Consider the following 23,107-nt stretch of genomic DNA (forward strand, 5'->3'; position numbering starts at 1 on the left):
AGGAAGGACCAACACGCCCATCGGCGGCACTGAGCCGCCGATGCTCCCCCGTGCCGGACAGGGAGAGAGGCGATCGCGCCCCTAGAACAGAGCCACTTCCTCTTCGGTCAGCTCCCGGTATTCCCCCGGTGCCAGCTCATCGTCCAGAGCCAGATCGCCGATGCGTTCCCGATGCAGCCCGATCACCTTGTTGCCGATGGCGGCGAACATCCGCTTCACCTGGTGATACTTGCCCTCGTGGATGGTCAGGCGTGCTTCCCGATCGTCCAGGATTTCCAGCTCCGCAGGGCGGGTCTTGTCGTTCTCGTTGCGCAGGTAGATACCGTCGGCAAAGAGCGAGATGGCCTCTTCACTCACGGGATCAGCCAGCCAGACATGGTAGGTCTTCGCACACTCGTGCCGGGGCGACATGATGCGATGGGACCACTGGCCGTCATCGGTGATCAGCACCAGCCCGGTGGTATCGAGATCGAGGCGCCCCACCACGTGCAGTTTGCCCATGGCCGGCTCGTCGAGCAGGTGGAACACGGTGGCGTGATCCGGGTCCTCGTTGGAGCAGACATATCCTTCAGGCTTGTGCAGCATGAAGTAGCGATTCTGCAGGTTCAGGGTCAAGGTGACACCGTCAAACTCGATCTGGTGTTGCTCATTGATGTGAAAGGCGGGCTGCTTGACCAGCACGCCGTCTACCAGCACTTCCCCCTGACGGATCAGCTTGCCCGCCTGGGAACGGGTCAAATCGGAGCAATCGCAAAGAAATTTGTCGAGCCGCATGCAAAAACCTCGGAATCCATCATGATTGGGGGCGACATTATATCGGTCAGACCCGACAACACCAGTACTAAGCGACAGGGACTCAAGATGGCGCCTGACGCCATGATGTGCCAGTGATAGACTGCCGTCAGCAGACCGACATCACACATAATAATAAGCCCAGGATGTACCCATGAAGCCGACGAAGTCTCACCCCGTCATCCCCGTCTGCCAGTTGAAACCTGGCATGTATGTCATTGCCATTGCCAGCCAGACCGGCGCCATGGAAATTGCCCAGACGGGCATGGTGACCAACCCTCAACAGGTGGAGGCGCTGATCCGGCGCGGCGTGCTGACGGTGCGGGTGGATCTTGCCCGCAGCAAGCTGCCGGGAGGGGGCACGGCAAGCCCGGCGGATGTGGTGACAAACGGGGCGGGCTCCTCTCGTCAGATCGGCAGTGGTGAAGGGCGCGAGCTCAAGATCCGTCGGCTCTATCAGGAAGCGCGCGAACTCCAGGGCAAGTTCATTCGCCATCTCAAGGCCGGTGAGCCCATCGACATCACGCCCCTTGCCGCCGTGGCCGAAGAGATGGTCGATACCATGTTCACCCACGGCGATGCCATGCTCTGTCTGGCGCGGATCCGTGCCAAGGATGCCTACCTGATGGAGCACTCCATGAATGTCGCCATCCTCCTGGCGCACTTCGGCCGCTACCTGGGGCTGGATCGCAGCGTGCTCAAGGAGCTGACCCTGGGTGGCCTGCTCCACGACGTAGGCAAGATCATGACCCCGGACGAGGTGCTCAACAAACCGGGCAAGCTCACCGATGAGGAGCTGGAGGTGATGCGCGAGCACGTGGTCCACAGCCACGACATCCTGGCCGCCACCGCCGGCATCACCCCCATCATGCTGGAGGTGGCCGCCAACCATCACGAGCGGATCGATGGCACCGGCTACCCGCGGCGCCTCAAGGGGGATCAGCTCTCCCTCTACACCCGCATGAGCGGCATCGTCGATGTCTACGATGCGGTGACGGCAGACAGGGTATACAAACAGGGCATGCAGCCAACCCAGGCGTTTCGCATTCTGCTCAAGGGGGTTGATCTGCATTTTGATGCCGACCTGGTAACCAGGTTCATCAAGTGCATGGGGGTCTATCCGGTGGGTACCCTGGTGCTGCTCTCCAACCAGCGCCTGGCCATCGTGATGCAGCGCAACGAACAGCAACCGCTCAAGCCCGTGGTCAAGGTGATCTATCACGCAGGCCATCGCCATTATCTCGAGGTGCAGTGGCTGGATCTCGCCAAAAACGGGGTTCAGGAGACCATAGAGAGCACGGTGGACCCCAAGGAGTTTGGCATCAACCTGGCCAACTTCGTCTAACCTGTCCGGCTTGTTGGCTGCTGCTCGCGGCAATGGCGAATCAGGAACTCCTCATCCAGCGGGGAGAGATCGAAGCGCAGGCAGGCCTCTTCGATGGCCCGGATGTCGTGTTGATGGTGTTCGCTGAGCCAGCGCACCGCGCGGCGCAAGTCTTCACCTTGACATCCTCCCCCACCTTAGCGCTTCGCGTCACAGGAGGGGGATTCCCATTACTGGGTGATAGCTGCTCGCGCAGTACCGGGTTCCTGCTTCATCGGGCGGCCTGATTGCACCACGCCTCCACAGGCTAAAACGGCGTGTCCCGCCGCTAAAATATTGCGAGCGCCGTTCACATCGGCGTTCGCCTCATAACCACACGCAGCGCATTTAAACTGGCTTTGCGTCTGGCGGTTATCCTTCGCAGTATGCCCACAACAGGCGCACTGCTGGCTGGTGTAGGCCGGGTTTATCGCCAACACCTGACCGCCTCGCCATGCCTGCTTATATTCGAGCTGGCGGCGCAGCTCAAACCAGCCCTGATCTAATATCGAACGATTCAGCCCTGATTTTGCCCGGACGTTGCGCCCCGGCTGGCTGGTCGTGCCCGCTGCTGATTTTGACATGCTGGCAACCTTCAAATCCTCAATGACGATCATCGCGTGGTTTTTGCTGATAGTCGTTGTGACCTTGTGAAGGTAATCGCGGCGGGTATTAGCGATATGTGAATGCAGCCGCTGGATCTTGGCTTTTTGTTTCTTCCAGTTGCTGCTGAACTTTACCTTTTTGCTCAACTGGCGTTGGAGCCTTGCCAGCTTGGTCTGATTGGTTTTGAAGCTGTTGACGGGCTCAAACACCGTGCCATCTGACAGGGTTGCGAGCTTGGCGATCCCCGCATCCAGCCCGACCATTGAGCCGGAGGGGTGAATTGGCTCAAGCGTCTCCTGCTCGACCTGAAAGGAGATATACCAGTGCCCGGCTGCTTGGCTGACGGTCGCGTTTTTAATTTTCCCTTCAACTGGCTGGGACTGACGGAACTTGACCCACGCCAGCCCGGCAGGCAGCTTCACTCGACCCTTTTCAAGGCGGCAATACTTGTCGAAGTTGACGAACCGGATAGCGTCGCGGTTGTCGCTTTTTTTCTTGAATACGGGTGCCTTGGCGGCGAGTTTCTTATCAAAGCAGCGCATCCACGCGCCATGCAAATCCTTGAGCTTCTGCTGGAGGTTGTCGGTATATGCCTCGGCCAGAAAGGCCATTTCTGGGTCTTTCTTCCAACTGGTGAGCATCCTGTTCAGCTCAAAGGCAGAAGGCAGTTTTTCGCCAGCATCCAGAATGCGTTTGGTTTCTGCCAGCCCGTGATTCCAGACATAACGAGCACAACCGCCCAACTGGCGCAGGCGTTGCGCTTGTTGTTCGGTCGGTTCGAGTCGGAATTTGTAGGCTTTCAGAATTTGCATTTAGCGCTCAGTGTGTAGCATTATTGCCATATCTATTAAGCCCGATTGAGTGACAGAATGCAATTCACTAAAATTAATAAATCACGCCATGCGGCCTACGCTTTGCACGTACATTTGGTGTTTATCACCAAGTATCGAAAGCCGATATTGGGGGATCTGCATCACGCCTCCTTCGGTCAGTGTGCGGCAGAGGTTTGCAGAGATTTTGGTGCGGAACTGAAAGAGTGTGACGGAGAGGCTGATCATGTTCACATGCTGATAGAGTACGCGCCAACGGTACAGCTATCGGTACTGGTGAACTCGTTAAAGGCGGTCACATCAAGGCGACTGCGTAATGAATTTCTGGACTTGAGAGGTGCTTACAGCAAACCCGTACTCTGGTCACGCTCTTACTTTGCGGGCTCTTGCGGCGGAGCACCGTTGGAGGTGATCAAGCAATACATTCAAAACCAGCGGGGCTGACGCCCCGGCGAAATTCCCCTCCCACCTACGTCGGAGGGAGTCCCCTTTCGCATTTAAGATGGGGCAGCAGGGTATGGTCGCTCATGGAATACCTCCGGTCAGCCATCGACACCAGCCCGTCAATCCGGGCACTCACTTTTAGCTTAGCCCGCGCGCACTCGCCCGGCATACACCTGCGCCCTTGACGGTGCCCACCCTGTAGCAGGTATGCTCGACCCCTTCGGCGCCCTGCCGTGCCGGCGCCGCTCAAACAAGGATGCTGCATGCAAACCAAGGACAAGTGTCTGGCCGCCCTGGTCATTCTCTGCTGGGGACTCAACTTCGTTGCCATCAAGTGGGGGCTGGAAGGCATCCCCCCACTGCTGCTGGGAGCACTGCGTTTCGTCGGCGTCGTCTTCCCCGCCATTCTACTGGTCCCCAGGCCTGCCATGCCCTGGCGCTGGCTGCTGGCCTATGGCGGTGCCATCAGCCTGGGCCAGTTTGCCTTCCTGTTCTGCGCCATGAAATTCGGCATGCCCGCCGGCATGGCCTCCCTGGTGCTGCAATCCCAGGTGGTCTTCACCCTGCTGTTCGCCATGATCTGGCTGGGAGAGCGCTGGCAGCCCCACCACTGGGTGGCACTGCCGCTGGCGGGAGCAGGTCTTTATCTCATTGCCACCCATGGCGAGGGCAACCTCACCCTCATCGGGTTTGTGCTGACGCTGTGCGCAGCCGCCTGCTGGGGCCTTGGCAATGTCATCAATCGCCAGATAGGTCTGCGCTATCGCACCTCTCTGCCGAGCCTGGTCGCCTGGGGCGGGCTGGTGCCCATCCTGCCCTTCTTCGCGCTCTCCTGGCTGATCGAGGGGCCCGAACTCATCGCAAGCAGCCTGCTCAACATCCGTTGGCAGGGCGTCTTGTGCGTGCTCTATCTCTCGTTTATCGCCACCTGGCTCGGTTATGGCCTGTGGGGGAGGCTGCTGATGCGCTATCCGGTGGCCCAGGTTGCCCCCCTCTCCCTGCTGGTGCCCTGTGTCGGCATGGTGGCCGCCGCCCTGCTGCTCGATGAACACCCCACTCCCCTGCAATGGCTGGGCTCGGGTCTGGTGTTGCTCGGCTTCGTGGTGCATCTGCTGGGGGGCAAGATGCGCTTCTTGAAGACCCAAACCGAGGATTGACCTCGCCCGGGAAACTTCCCATCATGGGTCAGGCCCTCTTGGGCCCACCCCGTTATTTCGGCAGGATGCCATCATCAGGAGAGCAAGGACATGCGTCATCCGTCACTTTCGATCATTCCCTCTTTACCAGGCATCATGCGGGTCACGGCCATGCTGCTCCCCTTCTGCTGGAGCCCGTTCGGCTGGAGTGCCACCCTGCCGGCAGATCTCAAATGGGAGAACAACGACACCGATCCCGTCTATGCAGACCCCGAGGCCAAGCGAGGCGGCACCTTCCGGGATTTCATGTCGAGCTTTCCGCTCACCTTGCGCAAATACGGGCCGGATTCCAACGGCGGCTTTGCGGCCTACGTGCGCGAGACCAACCTGCCGCTCCTGAGCACCCATCCCGTGACGCGCAATCCCATCCCCATGCTGGCCAACCAGTGGGCTTTCGGCACGGATAACAAGACGCTCTATTTTCGCATCAACCCCAAGGCCCGCTGGTCGGACGGCCAGCCCGTCACTGCGGATGACTGGGTCTTCACCCTCAAGATGATGCGCAGCAAGGAGATCAACGACCCCTGGTACAACAACTACTACAGCACCCAGATAAGCGAAGTGACCAAGTTTGACGATCACACCCTCGCCATCACCAGCGGCACCGAGAAGAGCCGGGAAGATCTGCTCGAAGCTCTCCCCTTCACCCCGGAGCCCAGCCACGCCATCAAGCTGACCGCCAACTGGGTCAAGGAGTACAACTGGAAGGTGCTGCCGGTCACCGGCCCCTACCAGATTGGCGAGCTCAAGAAGGGCAAGTCGGTTACCTTCGACCGGGTCAAGGATTGGTGGGGGAACGACGAGCGCTACTTCCAGCACCGCTTCAATCCGGATCGCATCGAGATCAAGGTGCTCAGGGATCAGAACATCGCCTGGCAGCACTTCCTGCGCGGTGAGCTCGACACCTTCCCACTCGTGATGCCCAACTGGTGGCATGACAAGAGCAAGACCGCCGAATTCGAGAAGGGCTATATCGAGCGACTCTGGTTCTACAACCAGACGCCTCAGCCCCCCATGGGGCTCTATCTCAACACCGCCGATCCCTTGCTGAGCAATCTCGACGTCAGACTCGGCATCCAGCACGCCCTCGCCCTGGACAAGATGATCGCGACCCTGCTGCGGGGGGACTACCAGCGTCTCAACACCTATGGCTCGGGCCAGGGAGATTTCACCAATACCGACCTCAAGGCGCGCCCCTTCGATCCCGCCCTTGCTCGCGAATTCTTTGCCAAGGCGGGCTTTACCAAGACCGGGCCGGATGGCATCTTGCGAAACGACAAGGGCCAGCCCCTCTCCCTCAGCATCACCTACACCACGGCGGAACATGCACAACGCCTCACCCTGCTGCGGGAAGAGGCGAAAAAGGCGGGGCTCAACCTCGAGCTCAATCTGATGGATGCGTCTGCCGGCTTCAAATCCATGCTGGAGAAAAAACACCAGAGTGCCTGGATGGCCTGGAGCGGTGGTCGCTATCCCGCCTATTGGGAACACTTCCATAAGGTCAATGCCAACAAGCCCCAGACCAACAACATCATGAACATCGATGACGACAGGATCTCGGCCCTGGTGGAGCAATACGACAAGGCGTTCGATTTCAGCAAGAAGGCCGACCTCTCCCGCCAGATCCAGCAGCGACTCTATGAGCTCGCCAGCTTCGTCCCCGCCTATCAGGTGCCCTATACCCGGGCCGGCGCCTGGCGCTGGATACGCCTGCCCAAGGTGCCGGCAACCCCCCAGAGCGACTTGCTTTACTGGCCCCTCGACGGCTCCAACTCGGGTTACAGCTTTGGCGGCCTGCTCTGGATTGACGAAGCGGCAAAGGCGCAGACCCGGGCCGCCATCAAAGGGGGGCAGACCTTCCCGCCAGTGACCATCACGGATACCACCTACCAGCAAAAATAGGGCAGCTGGCACCGTCAGCCCTAAAACAATCTATGGTCACCCCCTTTTTTGCAACCTTGATTTCGGGTGTTGTGGTTGGCTTGCTTAAATCTATCCGGAGTCTTGATGGAGAATGTTCTCCGCGCCACGATGAGAATCGCGCCTGACTGTCCTAAAAAGACCCTCGACCTAGAAAGCCTATTCTTTTGCCAGGTTATCAGTCAGGCCGGTATGCCGTTCACGTCATCCAATATCACAGTCGCAAAACCAGGTGGGTGTGTCAGTACAAAAGTAAATAGGGGCGCGTCAGGTTGGCATTGCCCGAAATTCGGTATGCCGTGCCGCCAGCGCCCAAGCCGTGCGGGCCAACTTGTTGGCTAGTGCACAAGCCACAACATTCGAATGTCGCCGAGTCAGCATAGACCTGACCCAATCAGCCAATCGTCCCGTTTGCCGCTCTAGCCGTTGCATATAGGCTCGTGCACATTGCACCAACAATCGTCTAAGATTTTTGTCGCCACGCTTGCTGATACCCTTCAGGTTTGCCCGGCCCCCAGTACTGTACTGGCGTGGCACCAATCCGACTGACGCCGCGAAATCACGACTACATCGATAGTGTTTTCCGTCACCGAGCTCGGCGGCCAACACGCTGGCAGTGATCGGGCCGACACCAGGGATTGTCATCAGACGCTGACCAAGATCGTCATCGCCAAGCTGGCTGGCCAGTTCCTTGTCGATCTCGGCAATTTGCTGCTCCAGATACTTGAAATGGGCATGCAGCCTCTCCAACATGGTAATCAGTCGCGCTGGTAACTCGTGTTCAGCCATCACAGAAGGCAGGCGCTTGATGGCGGCATGACCGACGGGCAGACTGATGCCAAATTCGAGTAAAAAGCTGTGTATCTGGTTCGATGCCTTAACCCGATCGCGCACAAACGATTCGCGCACACGATGCAGTGCTCCCAACGTTTGCTGGCTTTCGGTCTTGGGCGTTACAAACCGCATGGAGGGACGGCAGGCGGCCTCGCAAATAGCTTCAGCATCGATGAAGTCGTTCTTGTTGCTCTTGACGAATGGGCGCACGAATTGAGGCGAAATGAGCTTACTCTCATGCCCAAATTCAGCCAGCCGACGAGCCATGTAATGGGCTCCGGCACATGCCTCCATGACGATGGTGCATACAGGAAAAGTTGCGAGGGATTCGATGAGCTTTGTCCGGTTGAACTTCTTGCGAAGAAGAGCCTTGCCGAACCGGTCTTGACAGTGAATGTGAAAAGAGTGTTTACCGAGATCAATACCAATAAGCGCAACGTTTTCCATGATGGCCTCTCCTGAAAGAAAAACACCCTGTCAGCATACCGCTCACAGGGTGGGGGTGACCATCTCATTAGACCCCGCACATTGGCGGGGTCTTTGTTACAACCGGGATGGCACCAGGCAGAGGGCGCTCAGCCGCGTTTGGCCTGCTTTTGCGCAATGGCGTCGGCGACGTCGGCCGGGTCCAGCACAATGCCTTCCTGATCCGGCGTCGGGAACACGGCCACGCAGAGATCATCCTGCTCCATGCCGTCCACCCAGCGATCCAGCCACACCTTGAGGGTGATGGACTGCGGCTTGCACTCGGCCCACTCCCCTTCGGCCCAGGCCTTGGCGTAGTCGGGATGCGGCCATACCGGGATGCAATCTTCCTCTTCGGTCGTCAGCATCATGACGCCGTGTTCGTCGGTCAGGACAAACAGCTCTTCGTGCTCGACCAGCTTGCTGATGAAGTGATCAAAGCGGTAATCGGCGTTCAGTTGCAGCGCGGCATTGCGCTCGGTGTCGCTAAGTTCATAGCTCATCGGTCAAGTCTCTCGTTCAATAAAGGGCGACATGTTCACATCTTGCCGACCCCTTGTCCAGCAGGAGTAATAGGTCATCCGTCTTTCCATCGCCTCACCCCAGCTCGGGGGTCAACAGCCGGAGTCCCGCGGTCTCACCCAGTCGCTCCCTCAGCCAATAGGCGGACTCCACTTCCACAAAGCAGAGCTGATCCCGCCCCGCAGCGACCCCCACCATGATCTGCTCAAGCCGTGCTTGCTGGGCGGCACTCCAGGCAGCAACCAGCTTGCCGTCATGGGCCTCGTCCACCACCTCACGGCGTAGCTCGAACAGGTTATCGGTGATCGGGCTGTTTATCTTGCTCGGGTGGCGCCAGTACATCTGCAGGTTGTCCAGCATCTCCTCATCGTAACTTGCCAGCGCATCGAGCTCCGGCGTCTCTTTGCTCTGGGCCGCGAACTCGCACCAGCCTGCCGACAAGGTAGCCAGACTCTGGGCATCCTTGCCATGCTGACGCAGGGTCGTCACGTCTTCCCCACGAATGGCCGGCAGCCAGAGATCTCCTTGATGTTGCGCTAGGAGAGGGAGCAGCAAGGAGGGAGCATAAACAGGAAAACGGGGACCCAGAGAGTGCAGCAGAGAGACCAGAGTGACAGTGATCATGAGACGCGCCTTGAACAAGATGACCTGGCATCACGCCTGGTCATGAGGGTGAACGAGGGTGCCATTCTAGCATGTTTGCCTTGCTGGGGGCGTTTGCGTCCAGCCGGACCGGTGATAGATAGCGTCCAAAAAAGCAGCGTTTGAACCAGAGCGGCCCCGATAAAGGCCAATTGTTTGAGCCAGCGCCCACTAAAGAGGCACCGGGGATGCTAGGTTGCATACATCTTTAGCGTAAGGAGTGCATCCATGAGTGGGATCAACCAGGTTTCTGACGATTTTGTGAATGAGCTGAAAATACTGGCGTGTTTTGATCCGGCCAACATGAGCCTAGGGATCAAGCTGCGCAGCGACATGTCGGAAGCGCTTTGCCAGGCGGCAGCGCGCCTGCACAGCCAGGGCCTGATCACCGCGGCAGATGGCGGCTATCTGACCCCTTTCGGCATGACCATGCTGGAGCATCTCCAACACCTGCTGGTCGCACTCAAGCCGAATTGAGCGGTTGTGGTGCCCAGAGCGAGAAGTTGAGCAACTCCCAGCGCTCTCCTTGTCGCAGCAGACAAGCAAACAGCAAAGGACCTTCGGGTCCTTTTATCTTGCCATCGACCAGCCACTCTCCCGCCCGTTTTGGCACCGGCTGTACCCTGATCTCATCGGGTTTCACCGCGTTTCCCAGGCGAACATGTACAAACTGTTGACACACGGACACGGCATCATTCACCACAGGATCCGGCGTTGGCGTGCTGGCCTGAAAGGTCAACGCCACGGTCAGCAAGAGGGAGGAGAGCAGGGTCATGACGCGTATTGATGAAGCCATGAAAACAAAAAGCCGTGGCACCAGAGGTACCACGGCTTTCTTAAATTCTGCAAGAATTACAGAGCAGTTACGTTCTCAGCCTGCGGGCCTTTTTGACCTTGGGTCACAGAGAACTGCACGCGCTGACCTTCAGCCAGGGTACGGAAGCCGTTACCTTGGATAGCGCTGAAGTGAACGAAAACGTCCGGGCCGTTTTCTTGCTGGATGAAGCCAAAACCTTTGGTTTCGTTGAAAAACTTAACGGTACCGGTGATCATGTTAGACATATCTTTAAACCTGTATTCAAAATAATTACTTATGCTTTTCAGCGGGTAAAGCTCAAAAAACGGGATTACTTATGAACAACAGGAAAAGATGTAAAACATCATATTCATTGACATAACTATCGCCCTTTCAAGCTGGTTGAGATTATACGTGCCTTTGTCGATTACGCAAACAAATTTGTACCCCGCCAGCGGCGGGGTACAGCGGTTTAGACCTGTGCCGACTCCAGTGCCTGAACCAGGGCTTTGAGGAAGCGAGCCGCCTCTCCACCGGTGCAGGCTCTGTGGTCAAACGTCATCGACAGGGGAAGTGCACGCACCGGGCGCGCCTCGCCGTGGATGAACACCACCTTCTCGAACAACTTGCCCGCTCCTATGATGGCCACCTGGGGTGGTGTGACGATGGGGCTGGCGTAACGGCCAGCGATGGCGCCAAAGTTGGTGAGGGTGATGGTTGCCCCCTGCAGCATTTCCCGCGGCACGGCACGGGCCTTCACATCGGCGATCATCCGATCCAGCCCCTGCCGTATGTCAGCCGGGTCCCGCTCTGCCACGTTCTCCATCACGGGCACATAGAGCCCATGCTTGGAGTCGACCGCGATGGCCACATTGACCTCCCTGAACAGACGCCGCGACAGGGTCTCTTCGTCAAACCACGCATTCATGGAGGGTTCGGCCCGACAAGCCACGCCGATCGCCTTGATGAGGCGCACCGTCACATCTTCATCCGGGCGCCAGTGGCGCAAGTCCACTTCGTCGGTGATGCTCACCGGCACCACAGTCCGGTGCGAGAGCTCCATCGCCTTGGCCATGGCCCGGCGCGAGCCTTTCAGGAATTCGTTGCCGCTCTCCTGCTGGGCCTCGAACGCCTGTTGCACATCCTGCTCGGTCACCATGCCAGCGCTGCCGGTTCCCTTGACCTTGTCGATGTCCAGCCCCAGTTTTTGCGCCAGCAGACGGACCGCTGGCATGGCTTGTACCAGCGTGCCGCCGGGCGCCATGGCCCCCACCACGAAATGATCCTCGATATGCTGCTGATGGGCGCTGACCTTGCCAACGACGGTGCCGTCATCCTCGCCCCCTTCAAACTCCACCAGCGGTGCCCCGATGTGGAGGATGTCCCCCTCCTGCCCGCACAATCTGGCGATGACCCCGGCCACCGGTGAGGGCACATCTACCAACGCCTTAGCCGTCTCCACCGACAGCAGTACCTGATCTACCTGCACCGTATCACCGGCGCTCACCTTCCACTCGACGATCTCGGCCTCGGCCAGTCCTTCGCCCAGATCCGGCAATTTGAAAAATTTCATGACCTGCTCTCCCTCTGCTGGGACATCACCAAACATTGACAGACACCTTGACATCCTCCCCCACCTTAGCGCTTCGCGTCACAGGAGGGGGATCCCCATTACTGGGTGATAGCTGCTCGCGCAGTACCGGGTTCCTGCTTCATCGGGCGGCCTGATTGCACCACGCCTCCACAGGCTAAAACGGCGTGTCCCGCCGCTAAAATATTGCGAGCGCCGTTCACATCGGCGTTCGCCTCATAACCACACGCAGCGCATTTAAACTGGCTTTGCGTCTGGCGGTTATCCTTCGCAGTATGCCCACAACAGGCGCACTGCTGGCTCGTGTAGGCCGGGTTTATCGCCAACACCTGACCGCCTCGCCATGCCTGCTTATATTCGAGCTGGCGGCGCAGCTCAAACCAGCCCTGATCTAATATCGAACGATTCAGCCCTGATTTTGCCCGGACGTTGCGCCCCGGCTGGCTGGTCGTGCCCGCTGCTGATTTTGACATGCTGGCAACCTTCAAATCCTCAATGACGATCATCGCGTGGTTTTTGCTGATAGTCGTTGTGACCTTGTGAAGGTAATCGCGGCGGGTATTGGCGATATGTGAGTGCAGCCGCTGGATCTTGGCTTTTTGTTTCTTCCAGTTGCTGCTGAACTTTACCTTTTTGCTCAACTGGCGTTGGAGCCTTGCCAGCTTGGTCTGATTGGTTTTGAAGCTGTTGACGGGCTCAAACACCGTGCCGTCTGACAGGGTTGCGAGCTTGGCGATCCCCGCATCTAGCCCGACCATTGAGCCGGAGGGGTGAATTGGCTCAAGCGTCTCCTGCTCGACCTGAAAGGAGATATACCAGTGCCCGGCTGCTTGGCTGACGGTCGCGTTTTTAATTTTCCCTTCAACTGGCTGGGACTGACGGAACTTGACCCACGCCAGCCCGGCAGGCAGCTTCACTCGACCCTTTTCAAGGCGGCAATACTTGTCGAAGTTGACGAACCGGATAGCGTCGCGGTTGTCGCTTTTTTTCTTGAATACGGGTGCCTTGGCGGCGAGTTTCTTATCAAAGCAGCGCATCCACGCGCCATGCAAATCCTTGAGCTTCTGCTGGAGGTTGTCGGTATATGCCTCGGCCAGAAAGGCCATTTCTGGGTCTTTCTTCCAACTGGTGAGCATCCTGTTCAGCTCAAAGGCAGAAGGCAGTTTTTCGCCAGCATCCAGAATGCGTTTGGTTTCTGCCAGCCCGTGATTCCAGACATAACGAGCACAACCGCCCAACTGGCGCAGGCGTTGCGCTTGTTGTTCGGTCGGTTCGAGTCGGAATTTGTAGGCTTTCAGAATTTGCATTCAGCGCTCAGTGTGCAGCATTATTGCCATATCTATTAAGCCCGATTGAGTGACAGAATGCAATTCACTAAAATTAATAAATCACGCCATGCGGCCTACGCTTTGCACGTAAATTTGGTGTTTATCACCAAGTATCGAAAGCCGATATTGGGGGATCTGCATCACGCTTCATTCGGTCAGTGTGCGGCAGAGGTTTGCAGAGATTTTGGTGCGGAACTGAAAGAGTGTGACGGAGAGGCTGATCATGTTCACATGCTGATAGAGTACGCGCCAACGGTGCAGCTATCGGTACTGGTGAACTCGTTAAAGGCGGTCACATCAAGGCGACTGCGTAATGAATTTCTGGACTTGAGAGGTGCTTACAGCAAACCCGTACTCTGGTCACGCTCTTACTTTGCGGGCTCTTGCGGCGGAGCACCGTTGGAGGTGATCAAGCAATACATTCAAAACCAGCGGGGCTGACGCCCCGGCGAAATTCCCCTCCCACCTACGTCGGAGGGAGTCCCCTTTCGCATTTAAGATGGAGCCCTGTGGCCCAGGCACTTGCGCATCCGTACCTGTCGTGCGTCATAGCCACTGGTTCTCCATCAGTTGCCGAGCCGCCTGCGCGATCTCCTGCTCGGTGATGAGGTAATACTCCTCGTTGCGATAGTAGGGGACGGCGGCATCCACGCCGGTGAGGCGTCTTGGCGGCGCCTTGAGGGCAGTCATCGCCTCTTCGGTCACCTGGGACACGATTTCGGCACCCACCCCGAAACTGCCACAGGCTTCGTGTACTACCAGCAACCTCCCGGTCTTGCGTACCGAGGTCAGGATGCTCTCCATGTCCAGGGGTTTGATGGTGGCAAGATCCAGCACCTCGCACTGGATATCCTGCTCCGCCAGCAGGTTCGCCGCCCGCATGACTTCCTGGATGCAGGCTCCCCAGGCCACCACAGTGATGTCCCGGCCGGGACGCAGGGTAAAGCAGACATCCAGCGGCAGGCCGATGCCGTCATCCACCACATCCGACTTCATGGAGCGATAGATGCGATCCGGCTCGAAGAACATCACGGGATCCAGATCCCGAATAGCCGACAGCAGCAGGCCGTAAGCTCGCTTCGGGCTCGAAGGGATCACGACCCGCAGCCCGGGGATATGGGCAAACAGGGCCTCGACGCTCTCGCTGTGGTGCTCGGGTGAATGGATGCCGGCGCCGTAGGGGGAGCGGTAAACGATGGGACAGGTGATGCGGCCACGGGTCCGGTTTCGCATCCGTGCCGCCTGGCAGATGATCTGCTCCATGCCCGGGAAGATGAAGCCCTGGAACTGGAATTCGGCCACGGGTTTGAGCCCCTGGGTCGCCATGCCCACCGCCACCCCGGCGATGAGTCCTTCGGCCAGCGGCGTATCGATGACCCGCTTGAACCCGAATTTATCGCGAAGCCCCACAGTGGCGCGAAACACACCGCCGTTGACCCCCACATCCTCCCCCAGTACCACCACATCAGGATCGCGTGCCATCTCGTGGTGCAACGCCAGATTGATCGCTTCGAGCAGCGTGATATCGCTCATAGTCCCTCCCCGCTCTGCTGCATGCCCTTGGCGATGATGCGCTGGCGCTGGGCAAGATAGGCCTTCGGCAGCTCGGCAAACTGGTAATCGAGCAGGGTCTCCGGCGCCTGGGGCGTGATGGCCTCATAGGCGGCAACGGCGCGTTCCACTTCCCGGCCCGCCTCTGCCAGCAGCGCCTGTTCCTGCTGCTCGTCCCACCAGCCCCGTTCAAACATGAACTGGCGCAGCCGCTTGACAGGCTCCCTGGCCCAGGCCGCTTCCACCTCGGCGCCGTCACGATAGCGAGTCGCATCATCGGCGGTGGTGTGATCCCCGAGCCGGTAGCTGACGGCTTCGATGAGCGTCGGCCCCTTGCCGCTGCGAGCCCGCTCGACGGCGGCGCGGGTCGCCTCATAGACCGCCACCACGTCATTGCCGTCCACCTGAAGGCTGCGCACCCCGGCTCCTATGCCCTTCTGGGCCAGGGTGGGCGCGCTCGACTGCAACTTGCGCGGCACCGAGATGGCCCACTGGTTGTTGTTGATGATCATCACCATGGGGAGATGCCAGACACCGGCACAGTTGAGCCCCTCGAGGAAGTCTCCCTTGGAGGTACCGCCATCGCCGATGGTCACCACGGCGACCCTGGGCTGGTTGCGCAGCTTGAAGGCGGCCGCGATGCCGGCAGCATGGGTGATCTGGGTGGCGATGGGAACGCAGATGGGCAAGTCTTCCGACAACTCGCCACCGGCCTTGTAGAAGACACTGCCCCGTTCATCGCCGCCCCAATACTGCAGGTTCTGCTCCATGGGCACGCCCCTCACGTAGAGAGTGGGCATGTCCCGGTAGTAGGGCACATAGACATCCTCTGGCTGCATGGCGAGCCCGACACCGATCCCCACCGCTTCCGCCCCGAGATGGGAGGGAAAGGTGCCGAGTTTGCCGGTTCGCTGCAGTGCTATCGCTTTCTTGTCGTAACTGCGCACCATCACCATGTTGCGGTAGAAGGTGTGCAGCATCGCCTTGTCCAGCCAAGTCGGCAGTGTCGCGACCGGGCGCCCCTCCTCATCGAGGTAACGAAGGAAGGGAATGTCGACATGGGTCATAACTGGCTCCTTGCCGTTGTCAGCGTCACCACCATGAGGTGACATTTAAAATGTAAACAACATGTTAACTAAAGGGCAACGAGATTCATCCAGGTAAGACCAGTAGAAACTTCTTTTATTTTCGAAGGTAATCGGAACTTTCGGCGAGCAGAAACAAAGAAGGGAGCCTGTTCAGGCTCCCTGTCATATCGAGTTCGGGATCACGCCCATCACCGTCATGCTGCTTGCCACCGCCCGTGGCGCAGGTTCAGCATGAGAAAAAGGCGTCAATTCACTCCCACAAACGGGTGGGTACTACCAGCAGCATGGTGCGCTGTCCGATGGCCACGTTGGCGTTGGGGAAGACCACCGCCTCCCGTGCTTTCTCTACCCTGTATTGCCGATCCCCATCTTCTGCCAGCACAAAACCCTGGGGAAATTCGGTGAAATTGTCCACATCGCTGGCAAACAGGAAGCGGAACTGCTCCGACTGCTTGTTGATCACCCGATCTATGGCAAAAAGGGTGAAGTCATCGGCTCGCCATGGCTCGAGGGCCACCTCATCCCGGGTCACCAGCTCCTGCAATGTCTGGCGCACCTCGATGAAGCGAGTCATGTCGTTTTCACCGAAAGGCCGCACCTTGCCCAGCTCCACCGTAAAGGCATGGGCGCCGTGCTGGTGCGAGCTGTAATAGCTGAAGGTGGTAGTCGGGCCGCTCGAGAGCAGTATGGTGCGCACGCCGCAGGCACCGAGGAAACGTACCTGCTCCTTGCAGTGGGGGCGTTCGTGGGGGAAGGGATAGACGGCAAACTTCTCGTGGCGCGAGCCGCGAATGGCGGTATGCAGATCGTAGTGGTAACGGGGCCTGCCCGAGTCAGCAAAGAAGCGGCTCACATACTGCTCCAGACGCATGGCGCGGATGCGCTCCCGGTTGCACAGCCCCTCCCCCTTGCTGTGGGCGCCCGAGAAGAGGCGGTTCATGTTCTCTTCCACCTCCCTCACCCCCTGGTTCATGGCGGCGGGGTTGCCAAAGAGGAAGAGCACCCGGTGACGAACCTTGAGCTCCTCTGCGAGCAACCGGGTCAGTAACCGGTTGCAGATCTCGATAGGGGCGGTCTCGTTGCCGTGGATGCCGCAGGAGAGGACGATGTCCTTGTGCCCGGGTTGCCCCGCCTCGGAAGCGGGTTCCAGGCAGATCACGCCGGTATCCCACACGCTCACCCGGGTACCGTCGGTCAGATTGAAGGCGAAAGGCTCGAGCTGCCACTCATGGCGGCGCGTCAGGGCCAAAAAGTCATGCTGGGGAATCATCCGTCTCACCCTTTAGTCTGGAATGCCATGGCCGGATTATACGCAAGGCAACCGGGCTTAAAATCAGTTTTTAAACAAATTCAAACAGTAAGGATACAAAAGTGGCGAGAATGAGTGACAACTCATGCAACAGGGTCAAGCGGGGGGAAACACGGGAGAGGGAAATCAGTGAACGGGTATCGGCAGGTGAAGGCAGCATGCCTTCGGCAGACTGGTGGGCATCATGCCCCTGGTATCAGCAGAAAAACAAGGCATCCATGCCCGGCTGATCAACCACGCCAGAACGGCTTGGTGGTCTCTTGATAGCGGTCGGCTTCGTTCAGACCGATGTCCTTGAGCAGGTAGGCGGGCAGCTCGGAGAGCTGGCGACGGCTGCGGCTGCGTTCCAGCCAGGTCAGGACGGTCATCTTGACGCGAGCAACCAGATTCGATTCGCTGGAATGCTGGTAACCGGCTTCGGTATAAGTCATGTTGGCCATGATATGGCTCCTCTCTCTAGTTCTGCGCAAGGCTCGGATTTGATGCGCAAAGCTTAGTCAGGGCGGGGAGGTGCCTCAATTGACGAATTTTGATACATGACATTAGTAAAAGTAATGGTTGATATCGCCAGGGCAATAACCATAACCATATGATTTTAAAATGAAATAATGCTGAAACTTTCCCCCTGGCAGCCTGACAGCATTTTCTCCTGCGCCACCCACTTCTAACTATGCACTTTCCCACGCTAGCTATGCACGGCACGACGACGAGCCAGCAGGGTGCAAACTCTCGACCACCAGATTTTGTTAACAAATAGATCGCAACAAGATCGTTATTTAACAAAAAGATACGAACAGGCAACCTGAACCGGATGCCCCCATGTCACCCCCATCGTCAGGGTGGCACCGGACACTTGGCACCCTGCCATCATACTGGTATGGTTATTTATACAGTGGTTTATCATGCTGCCTCCCCACGTTGTCCCGATACCATGCTGAACAGGGGGAGCGGCACACACACAGGATCTGCCGATGGACACCTTTACCCCCACCGCCGCCCTGCGTCAACAGATGGCCCTGCTGGAGGCGTCGCTGGCACGCCTTGCACGGCAACTGGGCCAGCTCGAGCTGCTGGAGGCTCATGTCTATCCCCTCCCGGCCGTGGCCCAGGGGGAAGAGCATGAGCCCATCGAGGCCATCGAGGTGGGCTATCTCTCGGGCGAGGCGGCCCTGGCCGCCACCCTCGCCGCCTTTCAGGACCACAGCGCCCGCCCCGGCTGCTCCACCAAGGCGACCCACCGTCTGCCCGGCTGGCTGCGCTTTCCTGCCGCCTGCGCCAGGGAGCTGGCCCCCGTCATCGAGGAGATCAACGCGCACAAGCTCGCCTTCAAGGCCATGGTCCAGGCGGCGGGCGGGCGGGACGAGAAGTTCGAGCTGGTGCACGGTGCCCTGCCCGGCGTCATCACCCTGCAGGTCTATCGCAAGCTGACCTGGCTTCAGGGGGATCTCCATTCACTGGGCTTCACCTGGGCCGACAAGCAGAGCATCAGCCGCCTCAGCCGGGAGCAGGTACTGGAGATGCTGGAGCGCAGCCGCCGATATGTACCGGCGCTCTTTGACAACGAAGAGTGGAGCAAGATGGTGGATCAGGAGGTATACGACATTCGCCGCCTGCCGGCGGATGCCGCCATGCGGATCCGCAGGCCGGTCAAGACCCACCCCATGATCAACCTGCTCTGGCAGGACCGGGAGCCCCGCAAGCAGCAGATCAAGGCGAGCCTGCCCCTGCTGCTCTGCTCCGATACCCAGCCGGCCGTCACCCATCTGGGCCACTACCCGCCCAAGCTGCGCCAGGCACGCCGGGATCGCAAGATTGGCGGTGACCCCATTATAGAGCGGCTGCACCTCTACCTCTATCAGGGGTAGCGCAGGCTCGGCACCGCCACAAACGACAAGGGGAGCATCCGTGATGCTCCCCTTGTCACATCGGGCTACAGCCCATCGCCGTCAGCTCATCAGCAGTGCCCGCAGGCTCTCCACATCCAGCCCCTTCACCTCGGACTGGCCGCTCAGGAGGCCGTCGGCCAGTGCCCGCTTCTCGTCGTGCAGCGCCACTATCTTCTCCTCCACCGTCTGCTCGCACACCAGGCGATAGACGGTCACCGGCTGGGTCTGGCCCATGCGGTGCGCCCGATCGCTCGCCTGATCTTCCACCGCTGGGTTCCACCAGGGATCGAGGTGCAGCACGGTATCGGCCTGGGTCAGGTTGAGGCCCGTCCCCCCCGCCTTGAGGCTGATGAGGAAGAGTGGCACCGTTTCGCGTCGAAAACGCAGGATGGACTCCTGACGGGACTTGGCCGAGCAGCCCCCATCCAGATAGCAGTAGTCCCACTGCCGCTGTTCGATACGGCTGCGCAGCAGGCTCAGCAGATCGACAAACTGGCTGAACACCAGCACCCGGTGGCCACCATCGATGGCTTCGTCCAGCAGCGCCATCGCCTCGTCCAGCTTGCTGCTGGTCTGCGACCACTCCGGCATCACCAGCTGGGGGGAGCAGCAGAGTCGGCGCAGCCGGGTCAGGCCGCTCAGCACATGCATCAGGGCACGGCCATCGGCGCTTTGCACCTGCTGCACCACCTCGCGCCGGGTCGCCTCGTAGAGCTGACGCTCCTCGGGGGATAGGCTGATGTGATGGATGATCTCGGTCTTGTCCGGCAGCTCCGTTAGCACCTGCTGCTTGAGGCGGCGCAGGATGAAGGGGCTGATCACCGCCCGCAGCATCGCCATGTGCTGGGGATCCTTGACCGCCTTGCCAAAGCGGCGCTTGAACTCCCCGAGGCTCCCGAGCAGGCCGGGGTTGATGAAGCTGAACAGGCTCCACAGCTCCCCCAGATGGTTTTCGATGGGAGTGCCGGAGAGGGCGAGGCGAAAATCCCCGTCGAGCTGGAACAGCAGCTTGGCGCGCTGGGTACCGGCATTCTTGATCTGCTGTGCCTCGTCCAGCACCATGCTCGACCAGCGGCGGGACTTGAGCGCCTGGGAGAGACTGCCGAGCATGCCGTAGTTGACCAGGACGATCTGTCCGGCCCTGGCCCCCTGGATCAGGGTCTCCCGCTCGGCGGGATGGTCGAACACCACCACCTCGAGCTCGGGGGCAAAGCGGGCCACCTCCTCCTGCCAGTTGGTGACCACTGACTTGGGCACCACCACCAACGCCGGGCCCAGGTGCTGACGCATGCGCAGCACGATGAGGGCCTGCAAGGTCTTGCCCAGGCCCATGTCATCGGCCAGACAGGCGCCGAAGCCGTGATGGGCTAGGGTCGCCATCCAGCGTACCCCCTCCTTCTGATAGTCCCGCAGCGCCGTCAGCAGCTCGGGGGGACAGCTCACCTCCTCCTGCCACTCCTGCTGAAGGTTCTGCCAGGCGGCATCCCCCTCGGTGGTGATGACGGAGAGCAGGCGGGCCAGCGGATAGGCCAGCTTGTTGTTGATACGCTGCTCGTCGTCCAGCATGGCGCCGAGCACGGTGAGACGTTCAACCAGCTTGTCGCTCAACATCAGGCTGGTCTTATCGTCGAGCTGCACCGTGCGCTGGCCCGGGGTCAGCTGTCGCAGGATGAGGCGAAGATCGAGGATCTGATGCTCGTCCAGCGAGAGCTCTCCTTCCACCTGGAACCAGTCCTGACGCCGCTCGATACGCAGGCTCAGGGCCTCTTCATCGAGGCTCTTGAGGCGGGTGCTGTCCTGGTGCCAATGTACCACCACACCGGCGTCAACCAGCTCTGGCAGGGCGTTGACCAGGGTGAGTGCCTGCTCGCCGTCCAGCTTCCACTCGTTGCCGGGCAGGCCGATGGGCAACTGGTTGCGAAGGCGCTGGGCATCGTCCTTCTCGGCAGCCAGATCCCGCTGCCAGTAGTGATACTCCCGGATACCCTGGCGCACGATGGCCTCCCCCTTGCCCAGAGGCAAGGGAGGCAGGTCCCCCTCCCGGGTCACCAGCTGGACCACGAGCTGCCCCTCCTGCCAGTCGAGCAGGACGGAGGGAACGCCGGGCCAGGGGGCCAGCTCGGCGTTGCCTCTGAGCCCCGCCACCTGGCTGTGCCAGGGGAGATCGGGGATCGCATCCAGCCTGCGTTGCAGCTCCTCGAGCCCGGCCGGCGGCAATGCCGGAATGGCCTCCAGGGCCGGTAGTCTGTCCAGCAGCGCCTGCGGTGTCAGAATAAGCTGCCACAAATCCTGAGCCAGGGGGACGATGTGCGCACCGCGGGCGGCGGGAGCAGGATGTAGTCTGGCGCTCATGCCCTCCCCGCTCTGTACCAGTTGCAGCAGGGGGGCGCTGACGGCCAGTTGCAGCTTCTGCCCCTTGGCATTGAAGAGGCGAGGATGGTTTGCCAGGGGCACCCAGGCATCCCGGGGCAGCTTGCCCATGTTGCGCGGCAGGGTGCGCACCAGTGCCCAGTCAGCTTCGTCCAGCAGGCTGGCGTACTGGGTGGAAAGCAGGGCCGGATCGACCCTTCGCCCGGCGGTCCACTCCCCCTTGGTGCTCTGCTTCTGGATCTTGCACTCAAGCTCAGGCCCCTCCGCGTGGAGCAGCCAGACCAGCCGCTCCTGGGGTTTGCGCACCCCGCTCGAGCGTCCCAACCCCTGCAACCAGTTGAGCCAGCTTGCCGAGGCGGGGGCCTTGCCTTCCTCCTCGGTGGCATCCTCTTCCTCCCCTTGAGCAGGACGCAACGCGCGCAGGGGCCAATGGGCGGCTTCCCGGCCAAGCAGGAGTCGCAGCAGATCCTGGCAGAAGGCCATCAGGCGATGCCGGGGCTCGGCGTCCAGCACCTGGGAGAGGTCCCACTTGTGCAAGATGGTCACCTGGGGGCTCTGCTCGCCGTGGCGCGCCAGGGCGCAGAGATCGAGCCAGAGGTAACCCCAGTGGAGCTCCTCCAGCGGCAGTTGCAGGGTATCGAACAGGCCGACCGCCTGGCCGTGGCGATCTCCGGCCCACTGCCCCAGCAGATCGGCCAGCAGGGGGGAGTGATGGCCCAGACTGCGCTGCCACTTCTTGCGCTGCTCGCTCCCCTGCACCGGATCTGCCTGTTGCAACCAGCCGAGCCAGAGCAAGGCGCTGAACATCCGAGGCCAGGGCGACGCCTCTTGCCCCTGCCACTGGCCAAGCGCCCCCAGCAGCCGCTCGGCCAGGGGTTGCTCATCCCCCTGCTGCGCCAGTTGTTGCAGTGCAGGCCAGTGAGTGGTTACCTCGCCCCCGAAGGAACCGCAGAGCCACTCCCATTCTTGGGCGCGAGCCTGGATCTGACCAGAGAGCGCCGGGGAGCAGGAGGCAACCAGCGTTGCCAGCGGCCAGCCCTCGTCAGGCTCAGCATCAAGCAGGGCCTGCAGGGCGAAGTGCTCGAGCAGCAGGGCCTGCCAGGCGGGGCTGGAGCCTGCCAGCAGGCGGGGAGCATCGGGAAGATCCAGGAGGCTCAGGAGTTCGGCACTCTGGTAATAGGCCGGGATCTGCCCCGCCTCCCCCAGACAGAGCTCGCGTACCACCTCCTGTGCCCGCTCCAGGCCCGTGACCGAGGGGATGCGGGACCACTGCGGCATGGGGCACTCCCCCGCACGCACCGCCAGGATCAGGGTCAGGGTTCCCTCTGCCGTCAGACTCCACTGCTGCTCCGTTCGTTGACGGACAAGCCCCCACTGCTGCAACTGATCAAGGGTGTCGAGCAGCGCACACCCGGGTGCGCCCGGGGCATAGAGGGTGTCTTGCAGGTAACGAGTGCTGGCGGCACGCTGCAATTGCAGCTCGCACAGCAGGGCATGGCAATCTGAAGAGAGGGTGAAGGCTGACATCAGAACTCACGGGCAAGTGCAAAGGCGGAATTTTAACGGGAAAGCGG

The 23,107-nt window shown here is 60.0% G+C and carries 22 protein-coding genes; 7 read left to right on the forward strand and 15 right to left on the reverse strand.

The window, feature by feature from the left end; translation table 11 throughout:
• Positions 1-81 precede the first annotated feature (81 nt).
• The gene (gene rsuA, locus I6L32_RS20435; protein ID WP_216944405.1) at positions 82-774 is read right to left on the reverse strand and encodes a 16S rRNA pseudouridine(516) synthase RsuA; all 693 of its coding nucleotides are present in this window, start codon (positions 772-774) and stop codon (positions 82-84) included.
• Positions 775-946: 172 nt separating this feature from the next.
• Here rsuA and I6L32_RS20440 point away from each other — a divergent pair, with 172 nt between their 5' ends.
• Positions 947-2,137, forward strand: coding sequence for an HD-GYP domain-containing protein (locus I6L32_RS20440; protein ID WP_216944406.1), 1,191 nt, complete (start codon positions 947-949; stop codon positions 2,135-2,137).
• On the opposite strand, the gene I6L32_RS20445 is transcribed toward I6L32_RS20440, so the two are convergent.
• Together I6L32_RS20445 and I6L32_RS20450 are read right to left on the reverse strand one after the other, a co-directional pair.
• Positions 2,134-2,286 carry a hypothetical protein gene (locus I6L32_RS20445; protein ID WP_082189310.1) on the reverse strand — a complete coding sequence of 51 codons (153 nt, stop codon included), beginning with the start codon at positions 2,284-2,286 and terminating at the stop codon, positions 2,134-2,136. The genes I6L32_RS20440 and I6L32_RS20445 overlap by 4 nt on opposite strands.
• Positions 2,287-2,346: 60 nt before the next feature.
• Positions 2,347-3,573, reverse strand: a complete 1,227-nt coding sequence (locus I6L32_RS20450; protein WP_021141234.1) for an RNA-guided endonuclease TnpB family protein — start codon at positions 3,571-3,573, stop codon at positions 2,347-2,349.
• A 57-nt stretch (positions 3,574-3,630) separates the two neighbouring features.
• Between I6L32_RS20450 and tnpA (I6L32_RS20455) the strand changes: the two genes are divergently transcribed.
• The 3 genes from tnpA (I6L32_RS20455) (at position 3,631) to I6L32_RS20465 (ending at position 7,133) form a co-directional block, all read left to right on the forward strand.
• Entirely contained in the window at positions 3,631-4,035 is a 405-nt protein-coding gene (tnpA, locus tag I6L32_RS20455; RefSeq protein WP_021141233.1) for an IS200/IS605-like element ISAs26 family transposase, read from the forward strand.
• Positions 4,036-4,298: 263 nt separating this feature from the next.
• Positions 4,299-5,192, forward strand: coding sequence for an EamA family transporter (locus tag I6L32_RS20460; protein WP_216944407.1), 894 nt, complete (start codon positions 4,299-4,301; stop codon positions 5,190-5,192).
• Between the two features lie 90 nt (positions 5,193-5,282).
• Entirely contained in the window at positions 5,283-7,133 is a 1,851-nt protein-coding gene (locus tag I6L32_RS20465) for an extracellular solute-binding protein (RefSeq protein WP_254203861.1), read from the forward strand.
• A gap of 285 nt (positions 7,134-7,418) precedes the next feature.
• Here the strand turns inward: I6L32_RS20465 and I6L32_RS20470 are convergent, their stop codons facing one another.
• The 3 genes from I6L32_RS20470 to I6L32_RS20480 form a co-directional block, all read right to left on the reverse strand.
• A complete protein-coding gene (locus I6L32_RS20470; RefSeq protein WP_069785270.1) occupies positions 7,419-8,432 on the reverse strand; it encodes an IS110-like element ISAeca3 family transposase in 1,014 nt (337 codons plus the stop codon).
• Between the two features lie 128 nt (positions 8,433-8,560).
• Positions 8,561-8,953, reverse strand: a complete 393-nt coding sequence (locus I6L32_RS20475; RefSeq protein WP_010675308.1) for a DUF2750 domain-containing protein — start codon at positions 8,951-8,953, stop codon at positions 8,561-8,563.
• A gap of 94 nt (positions 8,954-9,047) precedes the next feature.
• On the reverse strand, positions 9,048-9,596 hold the full coding sequence (locus tag I6L32_RS20480) for a hypothetical protein (protein ID WP_052814699.1): 549 nt from the start codon (positions 9,594-9,596) through the stop codon (positions 9,048-9,050).
• Positions 9,597-9,842: 246 nt separating this feature from the next.
• On the opposite strand from I6L32_RS20480, the gene I6L32_RS20485 reads away from it, so the two are divergent.
• A complete protein-coding gene (locus I6L32_RS20485; protein ID WP_010675310.1) occupies positions 9,843-10,091 on the forward strand; it encodes a TIGR02647 family protein in 249 nt (82 codons plus the stop codon).
• On the opposite strand, the gene I6L32_RS20490 is transcribed toward I6L32_RS20485, so the two are convergent.
• From I6L32_RS20490 to I6L32_RS20505, 4 genes are all read right to left on the reverse strand, one after another.
• On the reverse strand, positions 10,078-10,389 hold the full coding sequence (locus I6L32_RS20490) for a hypothetical protein (RefSeq protein WP_223917501.1): 312 nt from the start codon (positions 10,387-10,389) through the stop codon (positions 10,078-10,080). The genes I6L32_RS20485 and I6L32_RS20490 overlap by 14 nt on opposite strands.
• A gap of 77 nt (positions 10,390-10,466) precedes the next feature.
• A complete protein-coding gene (locus I6L32_RS20495) occupies positions 10,467-10,676 on the reverse strand; it encodes a cold-shock protein (protein ID WP_005302803.1) in 210 nt (69 codons plus the stop codon).
• Positions 10,677-10,882: 206 nt separating this feature from the next.
• Positions 10,883-11,983: a dihydrolipoamide acetyltransferase family protein gene (locus I6L32_RS20500; protein ID WP_111897073.1), complete on the reverse strand. Its 1,101-nt coding sequence runs from the start codon at positions 11,981-11,983 to the stop codon at positions 10,883-10,885.
• 98 nt (positions 11,984-12,081) lie between these two features.
• Positions 12,082-13,308 (reverse strand): RNA-guided endonuclease TnpB family protein, encoded by a 1,227-nt coding sequence (locus I6L32_RS20505; RefSeq protein WP_021141234.1) that lies wholly within the window; start codon positions 13,306-13,308, stop codon positions 12,082-12,084.
• Between the two features lie 57 nt (positions 13,309-13,365).
• Here I6L32_RS20505 and tnpA (I6L32_RS20510) point away from each other — a divergent pair, with 57 nt between their 5' ends.
• Entirely contained in the window at positions 13,366-13,770 is a 405-nt protein-coding gene (gene tnpA / locus I6L32_RS20510; RefSeq protein ID WP_210557725.1) for an IS200/IS605-like element ISAs26 family transposase, read from the forward strand.
• 105 nt (positions 13,771-13,875) lie between these two features.
• On the opposite strand, the gene I6L32_RS20515 is transcribed toward tnpA (I6L32_RS20510), so the two are convergent.
• The 4 genes from I6L32_RS20515 to I6L32_RS20530 all read right to left on the reverse strand — a co-directional run bounded on the left by I6L32_RS20515 (position 13,876) and on the right by I6L32_RS20530 (position 17,717).
• Positions 13,876-14,862: an alpha-ketoacid dehydrogenase subunit beta gene (locus I6L32_RS20515; RefSeq protein WP_216944408.1), complete on the reverse strand. Its 987-nt coding sequence runs from the start codon at positions 14,860-14,862 to the stop codon at positions 13,876-13,878.
• Positions 14,859-15,947, reverse strand: coding sequence for a pyruvate dehydrogenase (acetyl-transferring) E1 component subunit alpha (gene pdhA, locus I6L32_RS20520; protein WP_216944409.1), 1,089 nt, complete (start codon positions 15,945-15,947; stop codon positions 14,859-14,861). The genes I6L32_RS20515 and pdhA overlap by 4 nt, the downstream gene beginning before the upstream one ends.
• Positions 15,948-16,218: 271 nt before the next feature.
• Complete coding sequence (gene astE / locus I6L32_RS20525; RefSeq protein ID WP_216944410.1) at positions 16,219-17,238, reverse strand: succinylglutamate desuccinylase; 1,020 nt, start codon at positions 17,236-17,238, stop codon at positions 16,219-16,221.
• A gap of 269 nt (positions 17,239-17,507) precedes the next feature.
• Positions 17,508-17,717, reverse strand: coding sequence for a DUF1127 domain-containing protein (locus tag I6L32_RS20530; protein ID WP_010675316.1), 210 nt, complete (start codon positions 17,715-17,717; stop codon positions 17,508-17,510).
• A 531-nt stretch (positions 17,718-18,248) separates the two neighbouring features.
• Between I6L32_RS20530 and I6L32_RS20535 the strand changes: the two genes are divergently transcribed.
• Positions 18,249-19,142, forward strand: a complete 894-nt coding sequence (locus tag I6L32_RS20535; protein ID WP_182721640.1) for a DNA replication terminus site-binding protein — start codon at positions 18,249-18,251, stop codon at positions 19,140-19,142.
• A gap of 81 nt (positions 19,143-19,223) precedes the next feature.
• On the opposite strand, the gene I6L32_RS20540 is transcribed toward I6L32_RS20535, so the two are convergent.
• A complete protein-coding gene (locus tag I6L32_RS20540; protein WP_216944411.1) occupies positions 19,224-23,060 on the reverse strand; it encodes a DEAD/DEAH box helicase in 3,837 nt (1,278 codons plus the stop codon).
• Between the last annotated feature and the right edge of the window lie 47 nt (positions 23,061-23,107).

This window comes from Aeromonas sp. FDAARGOS 1402 (genome assembly GCF_019046925.1).
Classification (GTDB): Bacteria; Pseudomonadota; Gammaproteobacteria; order Enterobacterales; family Aeromonadaceae; genus Aeromonas; species Aeromonas caviae.

Bases quoted from the DNA above. Each gene is read 5' to 3' on its own strand.
- I6L32_RS20515 (WP_216944408.1), bottom strand. From the start codon at position 14,862: ATGAGCGATATCACGCTGCTCGAAGCGATCAATCTGGCGTTGCACCAC.
- I6L32_RS20500 (WP_111897073.1), bottom strand. From the start codon at position 11,983: ATGAAATTTTTCAAATTGCCGGATCTGGGCGAAGGACTGGCCGAGGCC.
- I6L32_RS20460 (WP_216944407.1), top strand. From the start codon at position 4,299: ATGCAAACCAAGGACAAGTGTCTGGCCGCCCTGGTCATTCTCTGCTGG.
- tnpA (WP_021141233.1), top strand. From the start codon at position 3,631: ATGCAATTCACTAAAATTAATAAATCACGCCATGCGGCCTACGCTTTG.
- I6L32_RS20440 (WP_216944406.1), top strand. From the start codon at position 947: ATGAAGCCGACGAAGTCTCACCCCGTCATCCCCGTCTGCCAGTTGAAA.
- I6L32_RS20505 (WP_021141234.1), bottom strand. From the start codon at position 13,308: ATGCAAATTCTGAAAGCCTACAAATTCCGACTCGAACCGACCGAACAA.
- I6L32_RS20530 (WP_010675316.1), bottom strand. From the start codon at position 17,717: ATGGCCAACATGACTTATACCGAAGCCGGTTACCAGCATTCCAGCGAA.
- I6L32_RS20480 (WP_052814699.1), bottom strand. From the start codon at position 9,596: ATGATCACTGTCACTCTGGTCTCTCTGCTGCACTCTCTGGGTCCCCGT.
- I6L32_RS20485 (WP_010675310.1), top strand. From the start codon at position 9,843: ATGAGTGGGATCAACCAGGTTTCTGACGATTTTGTGAATGAGCTGAAA.
- I6L32_RS20470 (WP_069785270.1), bottom strand. From the start codon at position 8,432: ATGGAAAACGTTGCGCTTATTGGTATTGATCTCGGTAAACACTCTTTT.
- I6L32_RS20465 (WP_254203861.1), top strand. From the start codon at position 5,283: ATGCGTCATCCGTCACTTTCGATCATTCCCTCTTTACCAGGCATCATG.
- I6L32_RS20475 (WP_010675308.1), bottom strand. From the start codon at position 8,953: ATGAGCTATGAACTTAGCGACACCGAGCGCAATGCCGCGCTGCAACTG.
- I6L32_RS20535 (WP_182721640.1), top strand. From the start codon at position 18,249: ATGGACACCTTTACCCCCACCGCCGCCCTGCGTCAACAGATGGCCCTG.
- I6L32_RS20495 (WP_005302803.1), bottom strand. From the start codon at position 10,676: ATGTCTAACATGATCACCGGTACCGTTAAGTTTTTCAACGAAACCAAA.
- I6L32_RS20490 (WP_223917501.1), bottom strand. From the start codon at position 10,389: ATGACCCTGCTCTCCTCCCTCTTGCTGACCGTGGCGTTGACCTTTCAG.
- I6L32_RS20450 (WP_021141234.1), bottom strand. From the start codon at position 3,573: ATGCAAATTCTGAAAGCCTACAAATTCCGACTCGAACCGACCGAACAA.
- astE (WP_216944410.1), bottom strand. From the start codon at position 17,238: ATGATTCCCCAGCATGACTTTTTGGCCCTGACGCGCCGCCATGAGTGG.
- pdhA (WP_216944409.1), bottom strand. From the start codon at position 15,947: ATGACCCATGTCGACATTCCCTTCCTTCGTTACCTCGATGAGGAGGGG.
- tnpA (WP_210557725.1), top strand. From the start codon at position 13,366: ATGCAATTCACTAAAATTAATAAATCACGCCATGCGGCCTACGCTTTG.
- I6L32_RS20540 (WP_216944411.1), bottom strand. From the start codon at position 23,060: ATGTCAGCCTTCACCCTCTCTTCAGATTGCCATGCCCTGCTGTGCGAG.
- rsuA (WP_216944405.1), bottom strand. From the start codon at position 774: ATGCGGCTCGACAAATTTCTTTGCGATTGCTCCGATTTGACCCGTTCC.